Raw genomic sequence first — 19411 nt, forward strand, 5'->3', positions numbered from 1 at the left:
TTCTTTTACTTACTTCTGTAATTATAAATAAATTTCCACCTTTTGATTAAGTCCATTAATTGCAAATTCTACGCCATCCTAAATGTGAATTTCCCTTCCTTTATCTGCTTTGGCAAATTCCTTGATACTGATTTTCTTGTGAAAAGTTTCGGAAACCTCTACTATTTGTAATCTGCGTCTCCGGCATCGAAATAGTTATACTCAACAAAACAATTGGTACTTTAGAAGTAAGTTAAATCAAACACCCAGAAATAGGACCGGGGTTTGTTGTGGATTTGGAGGATTGATAAACTGGTTGCTGAAATTTAAATAATATTATAAAAAAAATATTATTTTTTATAAAAAATACCTTAGGAGTTTTTGTTTAATTAATTGATCGATAGAGTAAATTTATTTTCTTAATTATTTTTCAAAAATCATGAAATATACAGGCCTTAGTGATCAGGAAGTAAATACCAACCGAAAGTCCTTTGGGAGCAATAAAGTCGGAGGCAAAACCCAAAACCCTATTTGGGAAATTTTACTTGAGATAATCAAAGAGCCTTTGTTTATCATTTTGATTGTAACCTCCTCCATTTACTTTACTCTTAGGGAGACTACCGAGGGCATTATCATGTTGGTGGCCATAGGACTGGTTTCAGGAATATCCATTTTTCAGGAAAATAAAAGCCGGAACGCAGTCAACGCGCTTAAAAAGCTCTCCAGACCTCAAGCAAAAGTATACAGGAACGGTGAAATCACTAAGATTCCTACAGAGGAAATAGTTGTAAAAGACTTGTTTCTGGTTGAAGATGGAGATATGATTCCTGCAGACGCTAAAATAATTGAAGCGCATGATTTTTCGGTCAATGAAAGCATCCTTACGGGCGAGTCCCTTTCTGTATCCAAAGACCAGCTTTCAGAATCACCTTTGATTTTTCAAGGTACTACAGTCGATGCAGGAAATTGTGTTGCCGAAGTCAGCGCAGTTGGAACAAAGACCGAGCTGGGGAAAATAGGTACCCGTTTAGGAGAAATCGAAGAGACTAAAACACCTTTGCAGATCCAAATTAAGAGCTTTGTACGATCAATGGTCATATTTGGGGCGATTGCTTTTCTTCTCGTATGGGCAATCAATTATTTTAACTCCTATGATATCCTGAGTGCCCTGCTTCATGGACTTACTTTGGCAATGTCTGTATTACCGGAAGAAATTCCCGTAGCTTTTAGCACTTTTATGGCTTTGGGAGCCTATAGACTTTATAAAAACAAAGTCATTACCCGTAGTCCCTACACCGTAGAAACTTTGGGAACGGCCTCTGTCATCTGTACCGATAAAACAGGTACGCTTACAGAAAACCGGATGGAACTCCGGGCGATATATGATTTGAAAACTGAAAGTCTTCAGGATTTTACCAAAGAAAATCCTGTTTTTAATCAGACATTAAAATATGCGCTTTGGTCATCAGAAATTCAACCCTTCGACCCCATGGAAAAATCCATCCATGCAGTTTATGAAAAGTTGACGCCAGTCGATGAAAGGAAGTCGGCAAAAATGCTGCACGAATACCCACTCAGTGGGAAGCCTCCAATGATGACGCACATTTTTCAAATGGGAAATGGTGAAAAAATCATTGCTGTCAAAGGCAGTGTGGAAGGCATAATAGAACATAGCAAATTATCTGATTCGGAAACGGAAAAGATTTTGGAGCAGATGGAGGGTTTCACTTCAAAAGGCTACAGAGTCTTAGCAGTAGGTAGAGCCGATCCCGGTATTAGGACTTATCCTAAAACCCAGGAAGAATTCGAATTTGAGTTTTTGGGTTTGGTTGCTTTTTATGATCCTCCAAAAAAGAATATCGGAGAGGTATTAAAAAACTTTTACAAAGCGGGCATCGAAGTAAAAATGATTACAGGAGATTACGCCCAAACCGCATCTGCCATAGCCAGCCAAATCGGACTGAGATCGACAACAAAAGTATTGACAGGTGAGGAAGTGATGGGCTTGAGTAAAGCAGAACTTCAGCAAAAGGTGAAAGAAACCGACATTTTTGCACGAATGTTCCCGGAGGCAAAGCTCAAGATAGTAGAGGCACTTAAACAAAATGGAGAAGTGGTGGCTATGACAGGCGATGGTGTAAATGACGGGCCAGCACTTAAAGCAGCGCATATCGGTATTGCCATGGGGAAAAGGGGAAGTGAAGTAGCCAAGAGTTCCGCAGCACTGGTATTGATGGATGATGACCTAAGTCACATGACCGAGGCAGTGGCATTGGGAAGAAGAATCTATGAAAACCTCAAAAAAGCCATTCAATATATCATATCCATCCACATTCCGATTATTCTCGTGGTCTTACTGCCATTGGTTTTCGACTGGGAATTCACTTTGATTTTCACACCGATTCATGTTATTTTTCTTGAATTGATTATGGGACCTACCTGTTCTATTGTGTTTGAAAATGAGCCCATAGAGCCAAATTCCATGGACAATCCACCAAGAAAAATGTCACAGACTTTCTTCTCATGGGCTGAACTTTCCCTGAGTGTGATACAAGGATTAATGATTACCGCAGCCAGCTTAGGCTTGGGTTATTACCTGATGATTTCCGGAGAAAATATTGAGATTGTCCGAACCATTATTTTCACCACATTGGTCTTGAGCAATGTTTTTTTGACTTTGGTGAACAGGTCTTTTTATTACTCTATTCTGAAAACAATCAAATATCCCAATAAATTAATCCCCTTGATATTAGGAATTTCGATCCTATTACTGCTATTAATCCTGGTTGTTCCCTCCATTCAATCTGTTTTTGATTTTGTGAATGTCAGGTTTGAACTGATTTTAACAGCACTAGCGGTATCCTTTGTGGGGGTTTTCTGGATAGAGGTATGGAAGGCATGGCGAAGAAGAAATCATTGATAGAAAATAAAATCATAAAATAACGGAATTCTCAATACAGGAAAGCTGCTATTCCAAAAAAGGTTACATTTTGGGGAGTTTTTTTCCCGGTGAAGGCTAAAAATGAAGAAAATTAGTCTTTGCAGCTCTTTCCCTAAATATTCGGTCATCTTCAAAATTGCTGTGTAGGTGGACCTAAAAAAAGGCAGCTACCCGCTTTTAGGGGTAAGCTACCTTAGAAACTGTTTTTAATATCGATTTAGTCTGGTTGTTTATCTGGAAGCGCGCTCCGTATTGACTGTAAATGCACTAAAATCAAATCGGTTGAATATGGCTTCTACTTTAGATTGAATTGCCTGTTCACTCCTGATATCACTTTCTTCCAATGCTCCGGAAGCAAATCCCTGCCAAACTTGTACTCCTGATTCTGCATTAATAAAATTAAGCAGAACAGTTCCGGGATCTACATTCACCATTTCAACATCCCGCTCAACTGGTCCTTCCCATAAATAAGAGTGTCCTTCCCGGGTATAGGTCCTTAATTGGTCAGCTTCCTCTAAAACGGTGTAATTGACAAGCATGTCTGGATTGTTAGTATCCTTTATAAAACCTTTTGCCGTAAGCTGGGTCTCTATGGCATCTTTTAACCTGCTTCTGCTTGTTTCCTGGTGGAAAATTAGGGCACTCTGAGACCCTAAAAATACCTGGGTACTGGGCATTAGTCCTTCATCCGATACCCAGTTAAAAGTCCTAAAGTCAGCAATATCATTGTCAATTTTTTGATCTGCCCCCACACTCAAAGTACCCTGAGAGGCGCAACCGAAAAAAACGATTGTTGTCACACTTAACAGGAAAGTTTTCATTAAATTTTTCATGGTAACTTAGTTTTAAGTATTAAAATTAAATATGTATTAATAAAAAAGGTAGATATAATAATATTATTCAATAATGTAGATATCAAATTAATTAATATTCATTAAATCCTACTATTTTTATTTCTCATATAAATTATCCCCAATTTTGTGCCAAAAACCAGTCGCTGTCTTATTCCCCCTCTCCTGAAGGGCTGTCCCCCAATACGTTTTCTACATATAACATTTTGACGAGTACCATTACAATGGCAATAATGGGGGTAGCGAGAATCAATCCCAATCCCCCCACTAATATGCCTAACAACACCTGCCCTATCAGGAGCACCGCAGGGGGCAGGTAAACCATTTGTTTCTGCACTAAGGGCGTGATCAGATTACTCTCCACCGCCTGAATTCCAATATACAATAGGACTACGTACAAGGCGGTAGAAGGTCCCTCCATTAACCCCACCAAAACGGCGGGAATCAAAGCCACTAAAGGCCCAAAATTCGGAACAAATGCTAAGAGACCTGCAATAAATCCCAGAGCCAGGGCAAGCGGAACGCCTAACAACCATAAACCAAGGGAGGTTAATACGGCGACTACTAACATAGAAAACAGTTTGCCGGCAATCCATCTTTGTAAAGTGATGCCAAGCTTATCCAATACTTCCTGGGCTCTTTCCCGATTGGGAATGGGCACCAGACTGACAATTCCTTTCTGATAAGGCTCAGGTTGGGCCATGATAAACATGCCGATGAAGAAAATAATATACAGATCAGTAAGAACTCCAAAAGTGGCTGAGAAAACTCCCATAGACTGTTTAAGCACCCCGCTTTTTTCCTGTAGCCACTTTTGGGGATCTTCAGGAATCTGATCCAACAATTTTCTACCTTGCTTGCTCTGGTTTAACTGGTCCCTGGCACTCTGTACCGTTTCTGGAAATTTCTCGGCTAATTGATTTACCTGATCTCCCACTTGGGGGGCTATCAGAAAGCCAGCAAGTGCAAAAAAACCAATAACCAAAAGCACCGAAACCAACAAGGACCATCCCATTGGAATTTTTACGTACCTGTGTATATAATCCGCTATTCCTCTGAATAAAGCGGCAACCAAACCGGCCGCAAGAATTAGTAGCAGGACTTTAAATGCCACTCCGAATAACCATAGAATGAGAATTATGGGTATAATAATTCCTGCTGAGATAAGCACTTTCTCTGTAAAAGAGGTAGTATCCGTTCGATTTGAAGGTGTTGACGCTTCTTCTTCTTTTTTATCCTTCATAGGTGGTTTAATAAGGTTATAAACTTTTTGAGCAGTGGTTGATATAAAAAGGTTGGCTATTTGGATGAATTTCATAGGTAACAATTCCTCTTTTAATGCCAATTCACTGCAAGAAAGATTCCCCAAAAAATATCCAGGTATTTTCTTTTACCGTTCCATGAATAGGATTTGAACAATTAGTCCCCTAGCGAACCTTCGCAGTGAAATTCGTTATTCCAGAAGTCATGAGTAGTGGCCATCTCCTAATTGGGTGGGTAAAAAAATACCCCGAATTGGAGCCGGAATTACTCTTTTTGATAGCGATTATTTTCCAATATCAACACATTGGGGACTTCGTCGATGCCTCGAATAAGAAGTTTTGTATACTCTAGGGTATTGTGGGCATAGGAGCCCAATACGATATCCTGGTCTCCATCACCGTCTATATCTCCCACATCCATGGTTAACCATTTTCCTAAGGCAGCCTCAGGGATGACTTTGGGTGTAAAAATTAGCTTGCCCTTATTTTCAAAAAAAAGGAATTGCTGTTCCGGGTTTTCAAGCTCATCATAAAATGCGATCGTCGCCAGGTCTAAATCCCCATCTTCATCAAAGTCTAAAGCCATTGCTTTTGCTGCGCCATACTGTGGATAAAACCAGGCTTCTTCAAATACTCCATTTCCCCTGTTTTCATAAATACGGAAGCCATGGTATGGTTTGGGTACGGAAGAGTAATCCCAATTATCCCCATTGCTTATAAGCAGGTCCAATTCTCCGTCTGCATTAAGGTCTTGCAATTCAAAATAGCTGGAACCCATTACAGGCGAAAAGGAAAGCAAAACTTGCTCGTTATCGAATTGTCCGTTTCCCTTATTGTAAAAAACGGATACCCGTTCCCTACCCTGGCAAAAAAGTGCCACGATATCGGGTTTTCCGTCCCGGTTAATGTCACCTATTTCTATTTTCCTGGCGCCCGCTCCGCCAAGCTGAATCGGAGTGGATGAAAAATCCCCGTCCCTATAGATGGAAAGGTTTCCTCCATTATGGCCATAGTTACAAATTAGGAAATCGGCTTTCCCATCCTTTTCAAGGTCTTCCCAAATACCATATACAGGCCTCCCTAGCTGATCTATAACCCTGTTCCAGGCGTTGGCCATTAAGTCCATTTCATAAACCGCACCTTGAGAAAGATCACTTGGGGCTATGGAGCCAATGGTAATGAAATTATAAACGTTCGGAGCTTTCTTGATAAAGTGTATAGCCGGACTATTTATCGAAGGAAGTGTAAAAAGCTCATCGTTTCGATCTTTTACATAAAGCTGATTGGTAGTAGCATCTGAAATAAAGAGTTCCCTTCTTTCTTCATTGATCGCCACCAGACTGGTTTTTGGACTTTTAATGCCTTCAATGAATAGCTTCTTTGCTGTAAAGTGATGAAGGGGTTCAGGGCTTTCTTTCGTTTTTTGAGGGAGTAAGGCATTTGGAGCTTCGGCAACGTAAAAATCGATTATCGCCTGAAAGTCATCGGTGCTAACTTGTGAAAATGACGGGTATACCCCCAGCTTTTTCTGGACGGCAATCTCTTCCTCCGTTTTATCCTCCCAAACACCCAGGCTATCCTGAGCCGCCTGATCTCCCATCAACGCGGCCATCTGCGGCAAGACCTGGTTTTTCCATACCCCTTTTGGTAAAAGGGAAGGCGATGGATAAGCATGACAGCTAGCGCAGTAGCTTTCGGCCAAAACCCTTCCTTTTAGCAAACGATCAGCTTGTGCCTGAACGGTAAAGCTGCACTGCGAAATAAAAAACCCAATGGTAAGCCCTTTACGGATTAGCGCCATTTCTCAATTCAATAAAATTCTTTTTTACGATACAATTCTTCCGATTATGAAAGTTAGTTTTTTTTCTAGTTCCGGAAGTTAATTTTTAAATGATTGTTTGAATTTAATGAGCGCAAGGCGTATTTTCGGATGTTATTTAAAAATCAAACCATGACCGAATTACAAGAATTCATTGAAGCTTATTCGGATTTACTGAAATCAGATGATGTCATTGTTCACTGTGATAATGATGGAAACATTTATTCCACTATTGAAGCTGCTTATGCTGCTAAGAAATCAGGTAAATCCATTGAACTCATAAACCTCAAGGAAACCGCGATGGAGGAACTGAATGATATGGGAATTACCAAATCGGAGGCTTCTCAAATGGTACAATTGCTGGAATTCTTGTATTCCGGCAAAAGAGGTAGAAAATCAAAGCGGTAGTCAATTTCCCGGCCAAGTGTAGGGTATGGTTGCACCCTCCGTTTTCCCAGCCATTTTCAAATCATAAGAAATAATCGATTATTTGTCTTTTTATAGAAATTCACCTTCATTAAACTCAAATGCTTACTACATGAAATCGAGCATGACGCAAGCGACCCACGGAGGGATGATTATAACGCATACGAGATTCCACCAAGGTAAGCTTTGTAGCCTATAAAACCACGGACAAAGTGCCCGTTGGCGGCAAATTTAACGAAATTACCATTTCTAATTTTGGATCCGGGGACACCACATTGGAAGCCATGGATGGCACGGAATTCAGCATTCCAGTCAGCAGTTTGTTTTCCAACGATCCGACAGGAACCAGGGATCCGAAAATCCTGGAATTTTTCTTTGGAGCGCTGGAAAATACGGAGTTGATTTCTGGGGTATTTAAGGTAGGAGCTGATAATCAATGTTCCATTGATGTAACGCTAAGTGGACAGACCGAGACCATTCCGCTGACCTATTCCACCGTTAACGACACCAAATTTATTTTTGATGGTGTAATGGAACTGGCCAATTGGGATGCGTTGGGAGCCGTGGCTTCCATCAATAAAGCCTGTGAAGCATTGCATACCGGTACTGATGGTATCAGCAAAACCAGGAGTGAAGTAGCTATCCATACAGAAGTGCTACTGGCTAAAAAGTAACCTTCTCGCAGAAAGTCGACAAACCTTTCTCGCCCACATCAAAATACAAATTTGATGTGGGTTTTTTCTTGTTTACCTGCCAAAACCTTGCGGCATATGGCCGACGGGGTACCGTACCCACTACACCCTCCTTTCCTCTGGCTGCATAAAAGAACGAAAGCCTCAGGATACCGTTTTAAATGGCCTTTAGCTAATGTTATCCTAAATCTAACCTTCCACTTAGGAGCTTATATACCCCGTACCGTTGCAAACAATATTCTTGCTTTTCGGCAAGAAAAACTGTGCCTATATAATTGTATAGAAAACCAGGCAAAAAATATCCGAGAATCAGCTCAACCCGAAACCTAACATAAATGTAAGATTTAATTAAGTCTATCTTAAGCAAATCTTAAGACTATATGTTGATCTTTATACTATCGTTTTTCCCAATTGCTTTAGATGAATGTTCCATGTGATCCTGATCTATTTTGACTTATTTTTCTGGGGGTGAAAATAAAAACTTCTGGAAATAATTTGTAACTTAAAAAAAACGAAACCATGAACTCAGCACATCTCCACCTCGTCCTCAACCATTTCCCGATCATAATCCCTATCATCGGAATACTTATTCTGATAGCCGGATTTTTTCTCAAGTCGGAAATCCTTAAAAAAACTGCTTTTGGATTGTTTATTCTTGGGGCTCTATTCACCCTTCCCGCATTCGGCACAGGAGAAGATGCTGAAGATATCGTCGAAAATCTTCCGGGTATCGAAGAAGAGTACATTGAGGCCCACGAGGAGGTTGCAGAGACGTTTGCCTACCTTTCTTATGGTTTGGGAATATTGTCAATCATCGGTTTTTGGGCAAGCTGGAAAGAAAAATCCTTTGCCAATTATCTCTCTATCGCTGTTTTGCTATTTGCGCTAGTGGTGCTGTATTTCGGGAAAGAAACCGGGACAACCGGCGGTGAAATCAGACACCCTGAAATCCGGGAAGGGTTTGTTGTCGAGTAAACAAGTGCATCGTCAAAAATAATAGCCTATACTGACCAAGATGTCAATGCTAACCAGGCGGCTTTTGACAGCAATTAGTTGGAAGAGAGGTCCTATTTGCACATTTTGAGCAACCTATCCGGATCGCAAGATTAAGTATGCTTAATCTTCATCCAATATAGAATCAACCAAGGCGTCAATGTCTTGCAAATGCGCTTTCATTAAGTCGGATCCATATCTGTGCGCAGCAGACCTGGCAGCCTTTTGAATTTCCTTTAATTCAACTCTGACCAAGGCACTAATATCCGATCGGTTTTTGGCATCATTTATCATTAACTTTTCCAGCCTTATTACATGCTCCCGCTGTAAGTTTCTCCTAAAAGCGTCAATGTTTTTAGTGTCTGAAAGTTCCGACCATATCCCCTTTCTCAATTCTGAAAGCATAGATGATAGGGTGTACGCCTCATTTCCATTTAATGCTTCATTTTCAATCATTCTCTTCATTTTGCCCTCTTGCAGCAGACTGCTTAACTGTCCCGATTGTAGGCTTCTGACTTTGGCCAATGCACCCGAAGCTTCAATGTTTTGCAATATGTCATCCTGTAAAAGCCAGTCGGGCGTCACAAATACATTTTTATTAATGAATTTCAGGGCCTCTTGCTGCTGGTTTTTTTCTATATGCGAATAGACAACACCCGACTGATCGGTGGTTTTGTATTCCTGATAAATGCCACCTATTAGCATATTCACATGTCCGGCATATCGAGACCAAACACTTAACAGTTCTCCGTATAGTTCGTCAAGATCGTCATAGGCCTCACCAGGAGTGCTCGTCCATTCTTTTAGATTTTTTGCTACAATTTTGAGGTTAGAAAGTCCATAGCTACTGGCTTTAATTGGATCGTTTCCTACCGATTCAGTCTGTGAACTTGGATCATATGCGTTATAGCTACCGAAAAGATAGCGCGCGTCGCCCGCCTTATCACTTATCCATTTATTCAGCGTAACTTTTTCATCCTCTGCTGACTCCACACCACTGATTACCCTGTATCCCCAGTTAATTGCATATTTATCATAAGGTCCGAGCATTCGCACCCAGCGCACACCCTCATCCCCAGGTTGTGCAACATAATTATACCGGGTATAGTCCATAATAGAAGCTGCCAATCCCCATTTTTGCGTGAATGTTGCCGAGCGTAAAGAGTCAGTTGGATAGGAATAGCTCGCTTTCATATTATGCGGCAGGCCAAGGGCGTGTCCCACTTCATGAGCGATCACCATTCTCATCATTTCGCCTATTTCTGCCTCGGGTGTATTCAATGTTCTCGCAAGCGGGTTAGCTGCTCCCGTTTCAAGTAGGTATCGATTTCTGTAAGAACGAATGTGATTGTGGTACCATACAATGTCACTTTCAATAATTTCACCAGAACGAGGATCACTCACACTAGGACCCATTGCGTTTCTTGTAGTCGTTGCAATGTAACGTATCGTTGAAAAGCGTGCATCCTCCGGGCTCCAGTTGGGATCTTCTTCTGGCGTAGGCGCCTCTTTTGCAATGATGGCATTCTTAAAACCGGCTACTTCAAAGGCTGCTTGCCAATCTTCAACGCCCTGTATAAAAAAGGGCTTCCATCGGTCGGGTGTAGCGGGATCAAGGTAGTATATGATCGGTTTTACCGGTTCCACTAATTCACCTCTGGCATAAGCTTCAGGATCCTTTGGTTCCAATCTCCAACGCCTTATATAGGTCTTTTTGTCCGCCTTAAGGGCATCCGACCCATAATCCACCTGACTGAGGGTAAACCAACCTACTCTTTTATCATACAATCTGGGCTGCATAGGTGTTTCCGGTAGTAAATACATGGATTGACTCACCTCCAAAGAAATGGTACCCGTCTTACTATTCGAAGGTGGCTCAGATGCAGAATAGGTCATTTCATGCCTAACTTCAACATTCTCCGGATAACTTGCCATCCTATTAATAAAACTCCTGTTTTTTTCCAGGGCCTTTACCTTGTATTGTTGACGCATGCTTTCAGAAACGCCACTGATTGCCCTATTATCGGCTAAAAATAGATTGTTTACCGAAATGACTACCGCTGAAGAATCTGGATTAAAAGCTTCAATTTTGAAAGACTCTATAATCGGATGGTTGTTATTGGCTATGATGGAATGGTGAATGGGCAAACTGTCATTGGCGACATTGGAATAGGAAATGGAGCGAAGTAAAATGGCGTTATTCACTCTGGACCATTGGACCACTTGCTCATTTGTTTTTGAACCGGCATTCACATAACCACCACCGAAACCATCGGGTATTTTTGAAATCCGGGTTACCCAGAGCATATCATTCCCAAACTGAGCGAAGGGAATTTCATAATAATATTCCGATTCGACCTTATGGACTGTAAAAATACCTTCGTCAGAAATTGCCAATGAAGTAATTACGTTTGAGTATTCTTTAAAAGATGAATCCCTTTGGCTTGAATTATCAGTTGTTACAGGGATGTTTTCTTCCCTATTTTTATTCTTTTTCTTTTGGCTGTACCCCGTTTGAACAGACATTACCAGCCCTATCAATACGATACTTGAAACAATATTTTTCATTTTGTCTTGATTTTAGGAGGTAGCAAAAATATAAATATAATTGAGAGGGCAGAAGCATTGCCTAAATGGAAAACAGCAGAATTATCGAATTGCCCTGAAATTGATTAAAAAGATGGGTCAAAATGGTCCTTTTTTCTACCCTCAGTTTGATATCAGCTTGGGCAGTCATGGACCGTGTGGCAATTATTTTTCCTAAACGCTAAAAATAAAAAACCCCATAAAAAGCCTTGTTTCAGCTTTAAATGGGGTTATTCGTAGAGAGTGGGGGATTCGAACCCCCGGTACGCTGTTAAGCGTACGACAGTTTAGCAAACTGCTGGTTTAAGCCACTCACCCAACTCTCTAATTGGCTTGACTTATTTTCAAATTCTTCGCCCTACTGGCAAACAACGATGCAAATATAAACCAATATTCCCCAATTTAACAAAACGAATTCTCTAAAAATCTGCATTTTTTTGGGCCTGCACCTCTAATCGATTTTAAGCCAGTAGCCTATCCCCTACCCACTTTTTTTTCAAATACAACCAATCACGTAATCCCGCTTTTGAAATCGGGCGAATATGCCTTTCTTTGCACCCGATACACGTGCTACCCATGAAAATAATCGCCATCGGCCGTAACTACGCCGCACATATAGAAGAACTCCAAAATGAAAAGCCTACCGAACCGGTGGTTTTTCTCAAACCGGATACGGCGTTGCTAAAACACAACGCCCCTTTTTACCATCCGGAGTTTTCGGAGGACATTCACCACGAAGTGGAATTGGTATTGAAAATCAAAAAAGAAGGCAAGTACATTAACAAAAAGTTTGCACATACCTATTACGATGAAATCGGTATTGGCATTGATTTTACCGCCCGGGACCTGCAGCGAAAATGCAAGGAAAAAGGCCTGCCTTGGGAAATTGCCAAGGCCTTTAACGGCTCGGCTCCTGTAGGAGAATTTAGACCGATTGCCAATTTCCCCAATGTAGCCGATATTAATTTTCACCTGGATGTGAATGGAGAACGCCGGCAAACCGGCAATACTTCCCTGTTGATTTTTCCTTTTGATGTGATTTTGGCTTATGTATCGCAGTTTTTTACGCTTAAAACAGGAGATCTGATTTTTACCGGTACCCCCGCCGGTGTCGGAAAAGTAGCCATTGGGGATCGGTTGGAGGCTTATGTGGAGCAAGAAAAATTACTAGACTTTGAAGTTAAATAAACCCCTACTTTTTCTTTTACTGTTATTTTCCGGTATTGCCTTGCTTTCGCAAACGGCAAAAAACTACTACCTTTTTCCCATCAAACCCGGCAAACAAAATTTCCTTGCCGGCAACATGAGTGAGATCCGGCCCAATCACTTCCATACCGGTTTGGACATCAAAACCGAAGGCCGTCAGGGCTTGCCGGTGTATGCCGCCGCGGACGGGTACGTGTCGCGCATCAAAATCTCCTCCTTTGGATATGGAAACGTGGTGTACATCAAGCATCCCAACGGAAGTTCTACCGTGTACGCCCACCTCCGGGAGCTGGAAGAGCCCATTGCCAGTGCCATGCAGGCCAAGATGTACGAGGCCGAACAAAATGATTATGAGTATTTTCCGGAACCCGGACTTCTTGCCGTCAAGCAGGGAGATGTCATCGCCTATTCCGGAAATACTGGCAGCTCGGGAGGTCCGCATTTGCATTTTGAGATCCGGGATTCGCTGGACCGGGCCATTGACCCGCTGCATGCGGGCTTTACAGAAATAAAGGACAGCACCTCTCCCATCGTGCGGCGGGTGGCCATCACCCCCCTGGACGGGGATAGCCGGGTAAACGGGGAGTTTCAGCGACAGGAATTTTCCCTGATTTATAGCAGCGGAGCTTTTCGGGTTCCCCGGACCATTCGCATATCCGGGAAGGTAGGGATCGAGATTTGGGCTTACGACCAATTGGATGAAATGTACAATCGAAACGGCTTTCCTATTTTCGAAATTTATGAGGAGGAGCAGCGACGGTTCCGTTCCGAGGTCAATGGGGTTGATTTTTTACTGGGGCGACATATTCTGCTTCACACCTACCGCAATCGCTACACCCGCTTGTATAAGTTGCCCGCCAATAAATTTGAATTTTACGAGCCCGATTCTGCGTACAGCGGGGCCATTTCAGCCTTGCCTGGGGAATCCAAAGACATCAGGGTCCGGCTGGAAGATGCCTATCAAAACGAAACAGATCTGGTCCTCAACTTTCTGGGAGAAGATGCCCCCAAACTTTTGGGAAGCTACAATGGCACTTCTGGCAGGCAATCCATGGATTACGTTGAAAACCAGTTAGTCATCAATACTCCTATCAGTGATCAGGGAAGTCTGGCGAAATTTTACGTACACGGGTACAGCATGGAAATCCCTTATGCCTATCAGGGCACCAACAAGCGCACCTATCTTTGGGACATGCGCCTTGGAGTTCCGGACTCCGTGGACCTTTGTTCCGAGATGCTTATCCCTGAGGTAAATGCCATTATTCCCGCTGGAAAAGAAATCCATTATAACGACGGACAGGTAAGTATTTTTTTTGAAAAAGAAACCCTGCTGGATGACCTCTACCTTCGCTTACAAGCTTTCGAGTACGAAGGCTTTCCCGGAGTCGCCATTAACGACCCCTACACGTATTTATGGCATTCCATGGAAGTAAATGCCCATTTCCCGGGCTTTCAAGGTAATAAAAACCAGACCCATATGTACCGATTGTATGAGAATGGCTACAAGCGTTTTGAAGGTGGCGCATGGGAGGGTAACCGGATTGGTTTCCATACCCGGAATTTCGGAAGGTTTGTGCTGGCCACCGATTCCCTCGCTCCTTCTATCCGGCCCATCCGTGTTAGCAGCAGGGGTTTGCGCTTTGTTATTCGGGATGATTTGTCCGGTATTCAGGATTTCAATGCCTGGGTCGACGGGGAATGGATCCAAATGCGATATGAACACAAGCAATCCCTGATCTGGTCGGACGAGCCTGATGGAAAGGTACTGGAAGGAGTCGTTCTTTTAAAAGTCCGGGACCAGGCAAATAACGAGGCCATTTATAAGGGAAAAATTTAATTTATTCCGATATTTGGAACTTGCAATCAAATAACCAACCTAAAAATAAGGTATTATGTCATTAGAAGTAGGCCAAAAAGCGCCGGATTTTGAATCCAGAGACCAGGATGGAAACCCCATCAGGCTTTCCGATTTTAAAGGCAAAAAAGTGGTATTGTATTTTTATCCTAAAGACAATACTCCGGGATGTACGACCCAGGCCTGTAACCTACGGGACAATTACCAAGCGCTTCAAGATGCCGGTTATGTAGTATTGGGTATCAGTTCCGATTCAGTGAAATCGCATAAAAACTTTATTGAAAAGCACGAACTTCCCTTTCCACTGATTGCCGATGAGGACAAGAGCGTTCATGAAGCGTATGGTACCTGGGTGGAAAAAAACATGTATGGCAGAAAATACATGGGCACCGCCCGAACAACTTTTGTGATCGATGAAGAAGGTATCATCAAGGAGGTCATCTCAAAAGTAAAAACCAAGGAACACACCAATCAAATACTTAACTAATTCCAAATCAATGGAAAAACACTCAACCGAACAATTAAACGCTGTATGCTCTCAGGTTAGGAGAGATATTTTACGCATGGTGCACGCCTGCCAATCCGGTCACCCGGGTGCCTCGCTGGGATGTACCGAATTTTTTGTAGCTCTTTATTTTGATCAAATGAAACACGATTCATCTTTTAATCCGGACGGGAAAGGTGAAGACTTATTTTTTCTGTCCAATGGACACATCTCGCCGGTATGGTACAGTGTGCTTTCCAGAAGCGGCTATTTTGATACGGAGGAATTAAAAACGTTCCGAAAGATCAATAGCAGGCTACAGGGTCACCCGGCTACAGAAGAGGGACTTCCCGGAATTCGCGTGGCTTCCGGCTCCCTGGGCCAAGGCTTATCCGTTGCAATTGGTGCGGCCCTGGCCAAAAAAATCAACGGCGATGACCGGCTGGTCTATGCCCTAATGGGAGATGGTGAGCAGCAAGAAGGACAAATCTGGGAGGCCGCCATGTGTGCTCCTCACCACAAGGTAGACAACCTCATCGCATCTATTGATGTCAATGGTCAGCAAATCGACGGACCAACCAAGGAAATTATGAACCTGCTTGACCTGAAAGCCAAGTGGGAAGCATTTGGCTGGGAAGTGATCGTTACCGAAAATGGAAACGAGATCACTCAGGTCATCAAATCCCTGGAAAAGGCTAAATCCCTGCTGGGAAATGGAAAACCAGTGCTCAACTTGCTACATACCGATATGGGTTATGGCGTTGACTTTATGGTCGGCACCCACAAATGGCATGGAGTAGCTCCAAATGACGAGCAATTAGAAAACGCCCTGGGGCAATTGGAAGAAACACTGGGCGATTATTGATCCTCCGCGGCTTTGATCTAAAACAAATTTGAATAATGGAAAAAATACTCGATACCAAATATACTTACACTGAAAAAAAAGATACCCGTTCCGGTTTTGGAGATGGATTTCTGGAAGTAGGAAAAAAAAATAAAAACGTAGTAGGCTTGTGCGCCGATCTGATCGGATCACTTAAAATGGGCGCCTTTCAAAAGGAATTTCCGGATCGCTTTTTTCAGGTCGGCATCTCTGAGGCCAACATGATGGGCTTGGCGGCCGGACTGACTATCGGCGGTAAAATTCCGTATACCGGGACCTTTGCCAACTTTTCCACGGGAAGGGTCTATGACCAAATCCGACAGTCTATTGCCTATTCGGAGAAAAACGTAAAAATATGCGCCTCTCATGCCGGTCTTACCCTTGGGGAAGACGGTGCTACGCATCAGATACTGGAAGACGTGGGCATGATGAAGATGTTGCCCAACATGACGGTCATCAATCCTTGCGATTATAACCAGACCAAGGCAGCTACCATCGCCATTGCCGACCACGAAGGCCCGGTTTACTTACGCTTTGGAAGGCCCAAATGGCCAATTTTCACACCTGCGGATCAGCCTTTTGAAATCGGAAAAGCCTGGAAAATGATCGAAGGAACGGACGTAACGATTTTCGCTACCGGCCACCTGGTTTGGGAAGCCGTAGTGGCAGAAGCCATACTCAGGGAAGAAGGTATTTCCGTAGAACTTATTAATATACACACCATTAAGCCACTGGATACCGCAGCCGTACTGGCTTCGGTAGCCAAAACAGGCTGTGCAGTCACTGCCGAAGAACACCAGTTCAATGGTGGATTGGGTGACATCATTGCTCAGACGTTGGTTCGAAATCAGCCAGTTCCTCAGGAATTTATTGGTGTGGACGATTCCTTTGGCGAATCAGGAAAACCGGAAGAACTGTTGGAAAAATACGGATTGAATGCCGAAAATATCGTCAAAGCAGCAAAAAAAGCTATTGCGAGAAAATAAGCGGTTTACACCTCAGCAAAAAAGCGGAAAAATTCATTTTTTTCCGCTTTTTTGGTTTTAAAACCACTAGGTAAATCCCAGAGAATCCGCTATTTTTATTTCAAACCTATCCCTAAACCGATTATGCCTGCTTGTTACGCCATTATTTCAAAACCGATTATTGTTTTGCTTTGCCTGTTGGCAAGCCCCGGCCTGCTATTGGCCCAACAGCTGGTTTTTGAAGAGAAGGAAGAAGGCTGGCTACTTACCGAAGACGGTAAACCCAGGTATTTTTACCAGGCAGCTGAAAAAAGCCTGAATGGGGATTACACCCGCGCCAACTACATACATCCCTTATACAACACCAACGGGGAGATCATTACCGAAGATTTTCCGGAGGACCACCCTCATCACAGGGGTATTTTCTGGACCTGGCACCAGCTATGGGTCAATGATCAGCGGGCAGCAGATCCTTGGATCTGTGAGGGAATTCGCTGGGAGGTAAAAAACGTAAAAACGAAAATTAATCCCAACGGATCCGCTACGCTACAGGCTAAAGTTATCTGGCGGGGCACGGGTGCAGTCAAAAAAAACCTACTGGAAGAAACGGTTACCATTTTGTACCAGCGCGTGTCTTCCAACACCTACAAATTATCCTTTGATATTCAATTAAAACCCTTAATTAAAGGTATTCGTCTGGGAGGATCAGAAGATCCAAAGGGGTATGGGGGCTTTTCACCTCGCATACGACTAACCGAAAATACGAGCTTTTACGATGAAAAAGGAGCCGTTATTCCACAGGAATTAGCGATAAAGGCAGGTCCCTGGATCAACGTAACAGAAGGAAATCCACAAGCCCCGGGAGTGGTGATAATGGGCGAGCCGGACAAGCTCCCCTCCTACCAGGGATGGATTCTTCGAGACAAAAACAGCATGCAAAACATGGCCTTTCCCGGCCAAAATCCGATCAAACTAGATAAAAAATCCGATCCATTAAGATTTAAAAACCAATTGCTGGTCCACCAGGGACTTAGTAATCAGGAAATCATCGACCAATACCGCATATTCAGAAACCAATAACAGGCTTCCATTCAGAAATTTAAGGCGCTGAGGCAACTAAATTTACCTTTTTATTGAGCCATGACTATTTCATATTTTCTTGATAACTTTTAAAATACCGACGCTGTCGAATCCATCAAATTCTATCGGTAATTATTTTGGGCACAAAAAAGGCAACGGTCAGTGACCATTGCCTCATTGTTGGTTTTTGTTTCAAAAAACAGGTTAGATGTCTTATTTCACGGGCTCTTCTGCCTTCTCCTCTTTTACCTCTTTACCCATGGCATCATACTTCTTTGTCAGCTCTTCGCCTGGGTTGGTGCTTTCAAATTTGATCATGTAATAGACTTCCGCCTCTTCCATCACCTGATGAGCTTCGCTGATGGTTAGGTCTTTTACAGTCTCATCGTTCTGGATGGTTTCCTTCACTTTTTCAGGAAGGGTTTCCGGATCAATTTTGGTAGTTTCCTGAGTAAAATCGGTAGCTTCATTTGGAAGCGTTTGGGCATTGATCCCGGTGATAGCAAAAAGACTTACTACGGCAAGGGATAACATTAACTTTTTCATGTTTACTTTAGTTTATGGTGTTAAATAATAGTTGGTTGAAAACAATATTTTTTATATATTATTTTAAATTATACTTATTCAATACTCATGCCAAGTAATTTTAAAATGAATTTATATTACAAAAAGATACTTTAAATCCCTTATAGCCCACATTCCTGAAAAACGTAGATTAACTTCATATTCCTCGCGGTGTTTTGCTCTATCCAATTATGTGGATGCTTCGCCTCAGGCTGTTCTTGTGCTCACCATGATTTCCAGTTTTTTGAAAATTTCAGCTAAGAATTAAGGGTCTATTGCATCAAAAAAGGCAATGGTCTGTGACCATTGCCTTAAGTTGGTTAGTTGTCTAAAAAACGGGTTAAATACCTTATTTAGCTGGTTCTTCTTTCTTCTCGTCTTCTAATTCTTTACCCATGGCATCATACTTCTTTGTCAACTCTTCACCAGGGTTGGTACCAGCAAATTTGATCTTGTAAACGACTTCCCCATCTTTCATCACCTGATGAGCTTCGCTGATGGTCAGGTCTTTTACAGTCTCATCGTTCTGGATGGTTTCCTTCACTTTTTCAGGAAGGGTTTCCGGATCAATTTTTGTTGTTTCCTGAACCAAATCAGTTCCTTCGTTTTGAAGCGTTTGGGCATTGATCCCGGTGATAGCCAATAAGCTCACAACGGCAAGGGATAACATTAACTTTTTCATGTTTACTTTAGTTTATGGTGTTAAATAATAGTTGGTTGAAAACAATACTATTTTTATATTATTTTCAATTATCCTTGTTCAACTGCCGTGCCAAATAAACTTACAAGGTATAAATACTACAAAAACGGCCTTTATCTCCATTC

At 42.4% G+C, this 19411-nt stretch carries 16 protein-coding genes and 1 tRNA gene; 10 read left to right on the top strand and 7 right to left on the bottom strand.

All coding sequences use genetic code 11. The features are described 5' to 3' along the window. Nucleotides 1–418: 418 nt before the first annotated feature. Nucleotides 419–2899 carry a cation-translocating P-type ATPase gene (locus GKS34_RS03300; RefSeq protein ID WP_163383373.1) on the top strand — a complete coding sequence of 827 codons (2481 nt, stop codon included), beginning with the start codon at nt 419–421 and terminating at the stop codon, nt 2897–2899. A 251-nt stretch (nt 2900–3150) separates the two neighbouring features. Here GKS34_RS03300 and GKS34_RS03305 read toward each other — a convergent pair whose 3' ends face one another. The 3 genes from GKS34_RS03305 to GKS34_RS03315 form a co-directional block, all read right to left on the bottom strand. Further along, nucleotides 3151–3753 carry a DUF4136 domain-containing protein gene (locus tag GKS34_RS03305; protein WP_163383374.1) on the bottom strand — a complete coding sequence of 201 codons (603 nt, stop codon included), beginning with the start codon at nt 3751–3753 and terminating at the stop codon, nt 3151–3153. 169 nt (nt 3754–3922) lie between these two features. Next, entirely contained in the window at nt 3923–5014 is a 1092-nt protein-coding gene (locus tag GKS34_RS03310; RefSeq protein ID WP_163383375.1) for an AI-2E family transporter, read from the bottom strand. A 284-nt stretch (nt 5015–5298) separates the two neighbouring features. Further along, on the bottom strand, nt 5299–6834 hold the full coding sequence (locus tag GKS34_RS03315) for an FG-GAP repeat domain-containing protein (protein ID WP_163383376.1): 1536 nt from the start codon (nt 6832–6834) through the stop codon (nt 5299–5301). Between the two features lie 150 nt (nt 6835–6984). On the opposite strand from GKS34_RS03315, the gene GKS34_RS03320 reads away from it, so the two are divergent. The 3 genes from GKS34_RS03320 to GKS34_RS03330 all read left to right on the top strand — a co-directional run bounded on the left by GKS34_RS03320 (nt 6985) and on the right by GKS34_RS03330 (nt 8945). Beyond that, the gene (locus tag GKS34_RS03320; RefSeq protein WP_163383377.1) at nt 6985–7260 is read left to right on the top strand and encodes a hypothetical protein; all 276 of its coding nucleotides are present in this window, start codon (nt 6985–6987) and stop codon (nt 7258–7260) included. Between the two features lie 230 nt (nt 7261–7490). After that, a complete protein-coding gene (locus GKS34_RS03325; protein WP_205602012.1) occupies nt 7491–7952 on the top strand; it encodes a hypothetical protein in 462 nt (153 codons plus the stop codon). Between the two features lie 537 nt (nt 7953–8489). Continuing rightward, on the top strand, nt 8490–8945 hold the full coding sequence (locus GKS34_RS03330; protein ID WP_163383378.1) for a hypothetical protein: 456 nt from the start codon (nt 8490–8492) through the stop codon (nt 8943–8945). Nucleotides 8946–9086: 141 nt separating this feature from the next. On the opposite strand, the gene GKS34_RS03335 is transcribed toward GKS34_RS03330, so the two are convergent. Next, entirely contained in the window at nt 9087–11531 is a 2445-nt protein-coding gene (locus GKS34_RS03335; RefSeq protein WP_163383379.1) for a zinc-dependent metalloprotease, read from the bottom strand. A 255-nt stretch (nt 11532–11786) separates the two neighbouring features. Then, nucleotides 11787–11875: transfer RNA gene (locus tag GKS34_RS03340), tRNA-Ser, on the bottom strand. A gap of 250 nt (nt 11876–12125) precedes the next feature. Here GKS34_RS03340 and GKS34_RS03345 point away from each other — a divergent pair. The 6 genes from GKS34_RS03345 (at nt 12126) to GKS34_RS03370 (ending at nt 18022) form a co-directional block, all read left to right on the top strand. Then, complete coding sequence (locus GKS34_RS03345; protein ID WP_163383380.1) at nt 12126–12737, top strand: fumarylacetoacetate hydrolase family protein; 612 nt, start codon at nt 12126–12128, stop codon at nt 12735–12737. Then, complete coding sequence (locus GKS34_RS03350) at nt 12724–14592, top strand: M23 family metallopeptidase (RefSeq protein WP_240459175.1); 1869 nt, start codon at nt 12724–12726, stop codon at nt 14590–14592. Before GKS34_RS03345 ends, GKS34_RS03350 begins: the two co-directional genes overlap by 14 nt. Nucleotides 14593–14647: 55 nt before the next feature. After that, nucleotides 14648–15097, top strand: coding sequence for a thioredoxin-dependent thiol peroxidase (bcp, locus tag GKS34_RS03355; protein ID WP_163383381.1), 450 nt, complete (start codon nt 14648–14650; stop codon nt 15095–15097). Nucleotides 15098–15107: 10 nt separating this feature from the next. Next, entirely contained in the window at nt 15108–15959 is an 852-nt protein-coding gene (locus GKS34_RS03360) for a transketolase (protein WP_163383382.1), read from the top strand. Between the two features lie 35 nt (nt 15960–15994). Continuing rightward, on the top strand, nt 15995–16963 hold the full coding sequence (locus GKS34_RS03365; RefSeq protein ID WP_163383383.1) for a transketolase family protein: 969 nt from the start codon (nt 15995–15997) through the stop codon (nt 16961–16963). Between the two features lie 123 nt (nt 16964–17086). After that, entirely contained in the window at nt 17087–18022 is a 936-nt protein-coding gene (locus GKS34_RS03370) for a DUF6807 family protein (RefSeq protein ID WP_163383384.1), read from the top strand. 213 nt (nt 18023–18235) lie between these two features. Here the strand turns inward: GKS34_RS03370 and GKS34_RS03375 are convergent, their stop codons facing one another. Both GKS34_RS03375 and GKS34_RS03380 read right to left on the bottom strand, forming a co-directional pair. Continuing rightward, the gene (locus tag GKS34_RS03375) at nt 18236–18568 is read right to left on the bottom strand and encodes a hypothetical protein (RefSeq protein ID WP_163383385.1); all 333 of its coding nucleotides are present in this window, start codon (nt 18566–18568) and stop codon (nt 18236–18238) included. A 367-nt stretch (nt 18569–18935) separates the two neighbouring features. Continuing rightward, nucleotides 18936–19268, bottom strand: coding sequence for a hypothetical protein (locus GKS34_RS03380; protein WP_163383386.1), 333 nt, complete (start codon nt 19266–19268; stop codon nt 18936–18938). Nucleotides 19269–19411 lie beyond the last annotated feature (143 nt).

Source organism: Cyclobacterium jeungdonense (assembly GCF_010994275.1).
Classification (GTDB): Bacteria; Bacteroidota; Bacteroidia; order Cytophagales; family Cyclobacteriaceae; genus Cyclobacterium; species Cyclobacterium jeungdonense.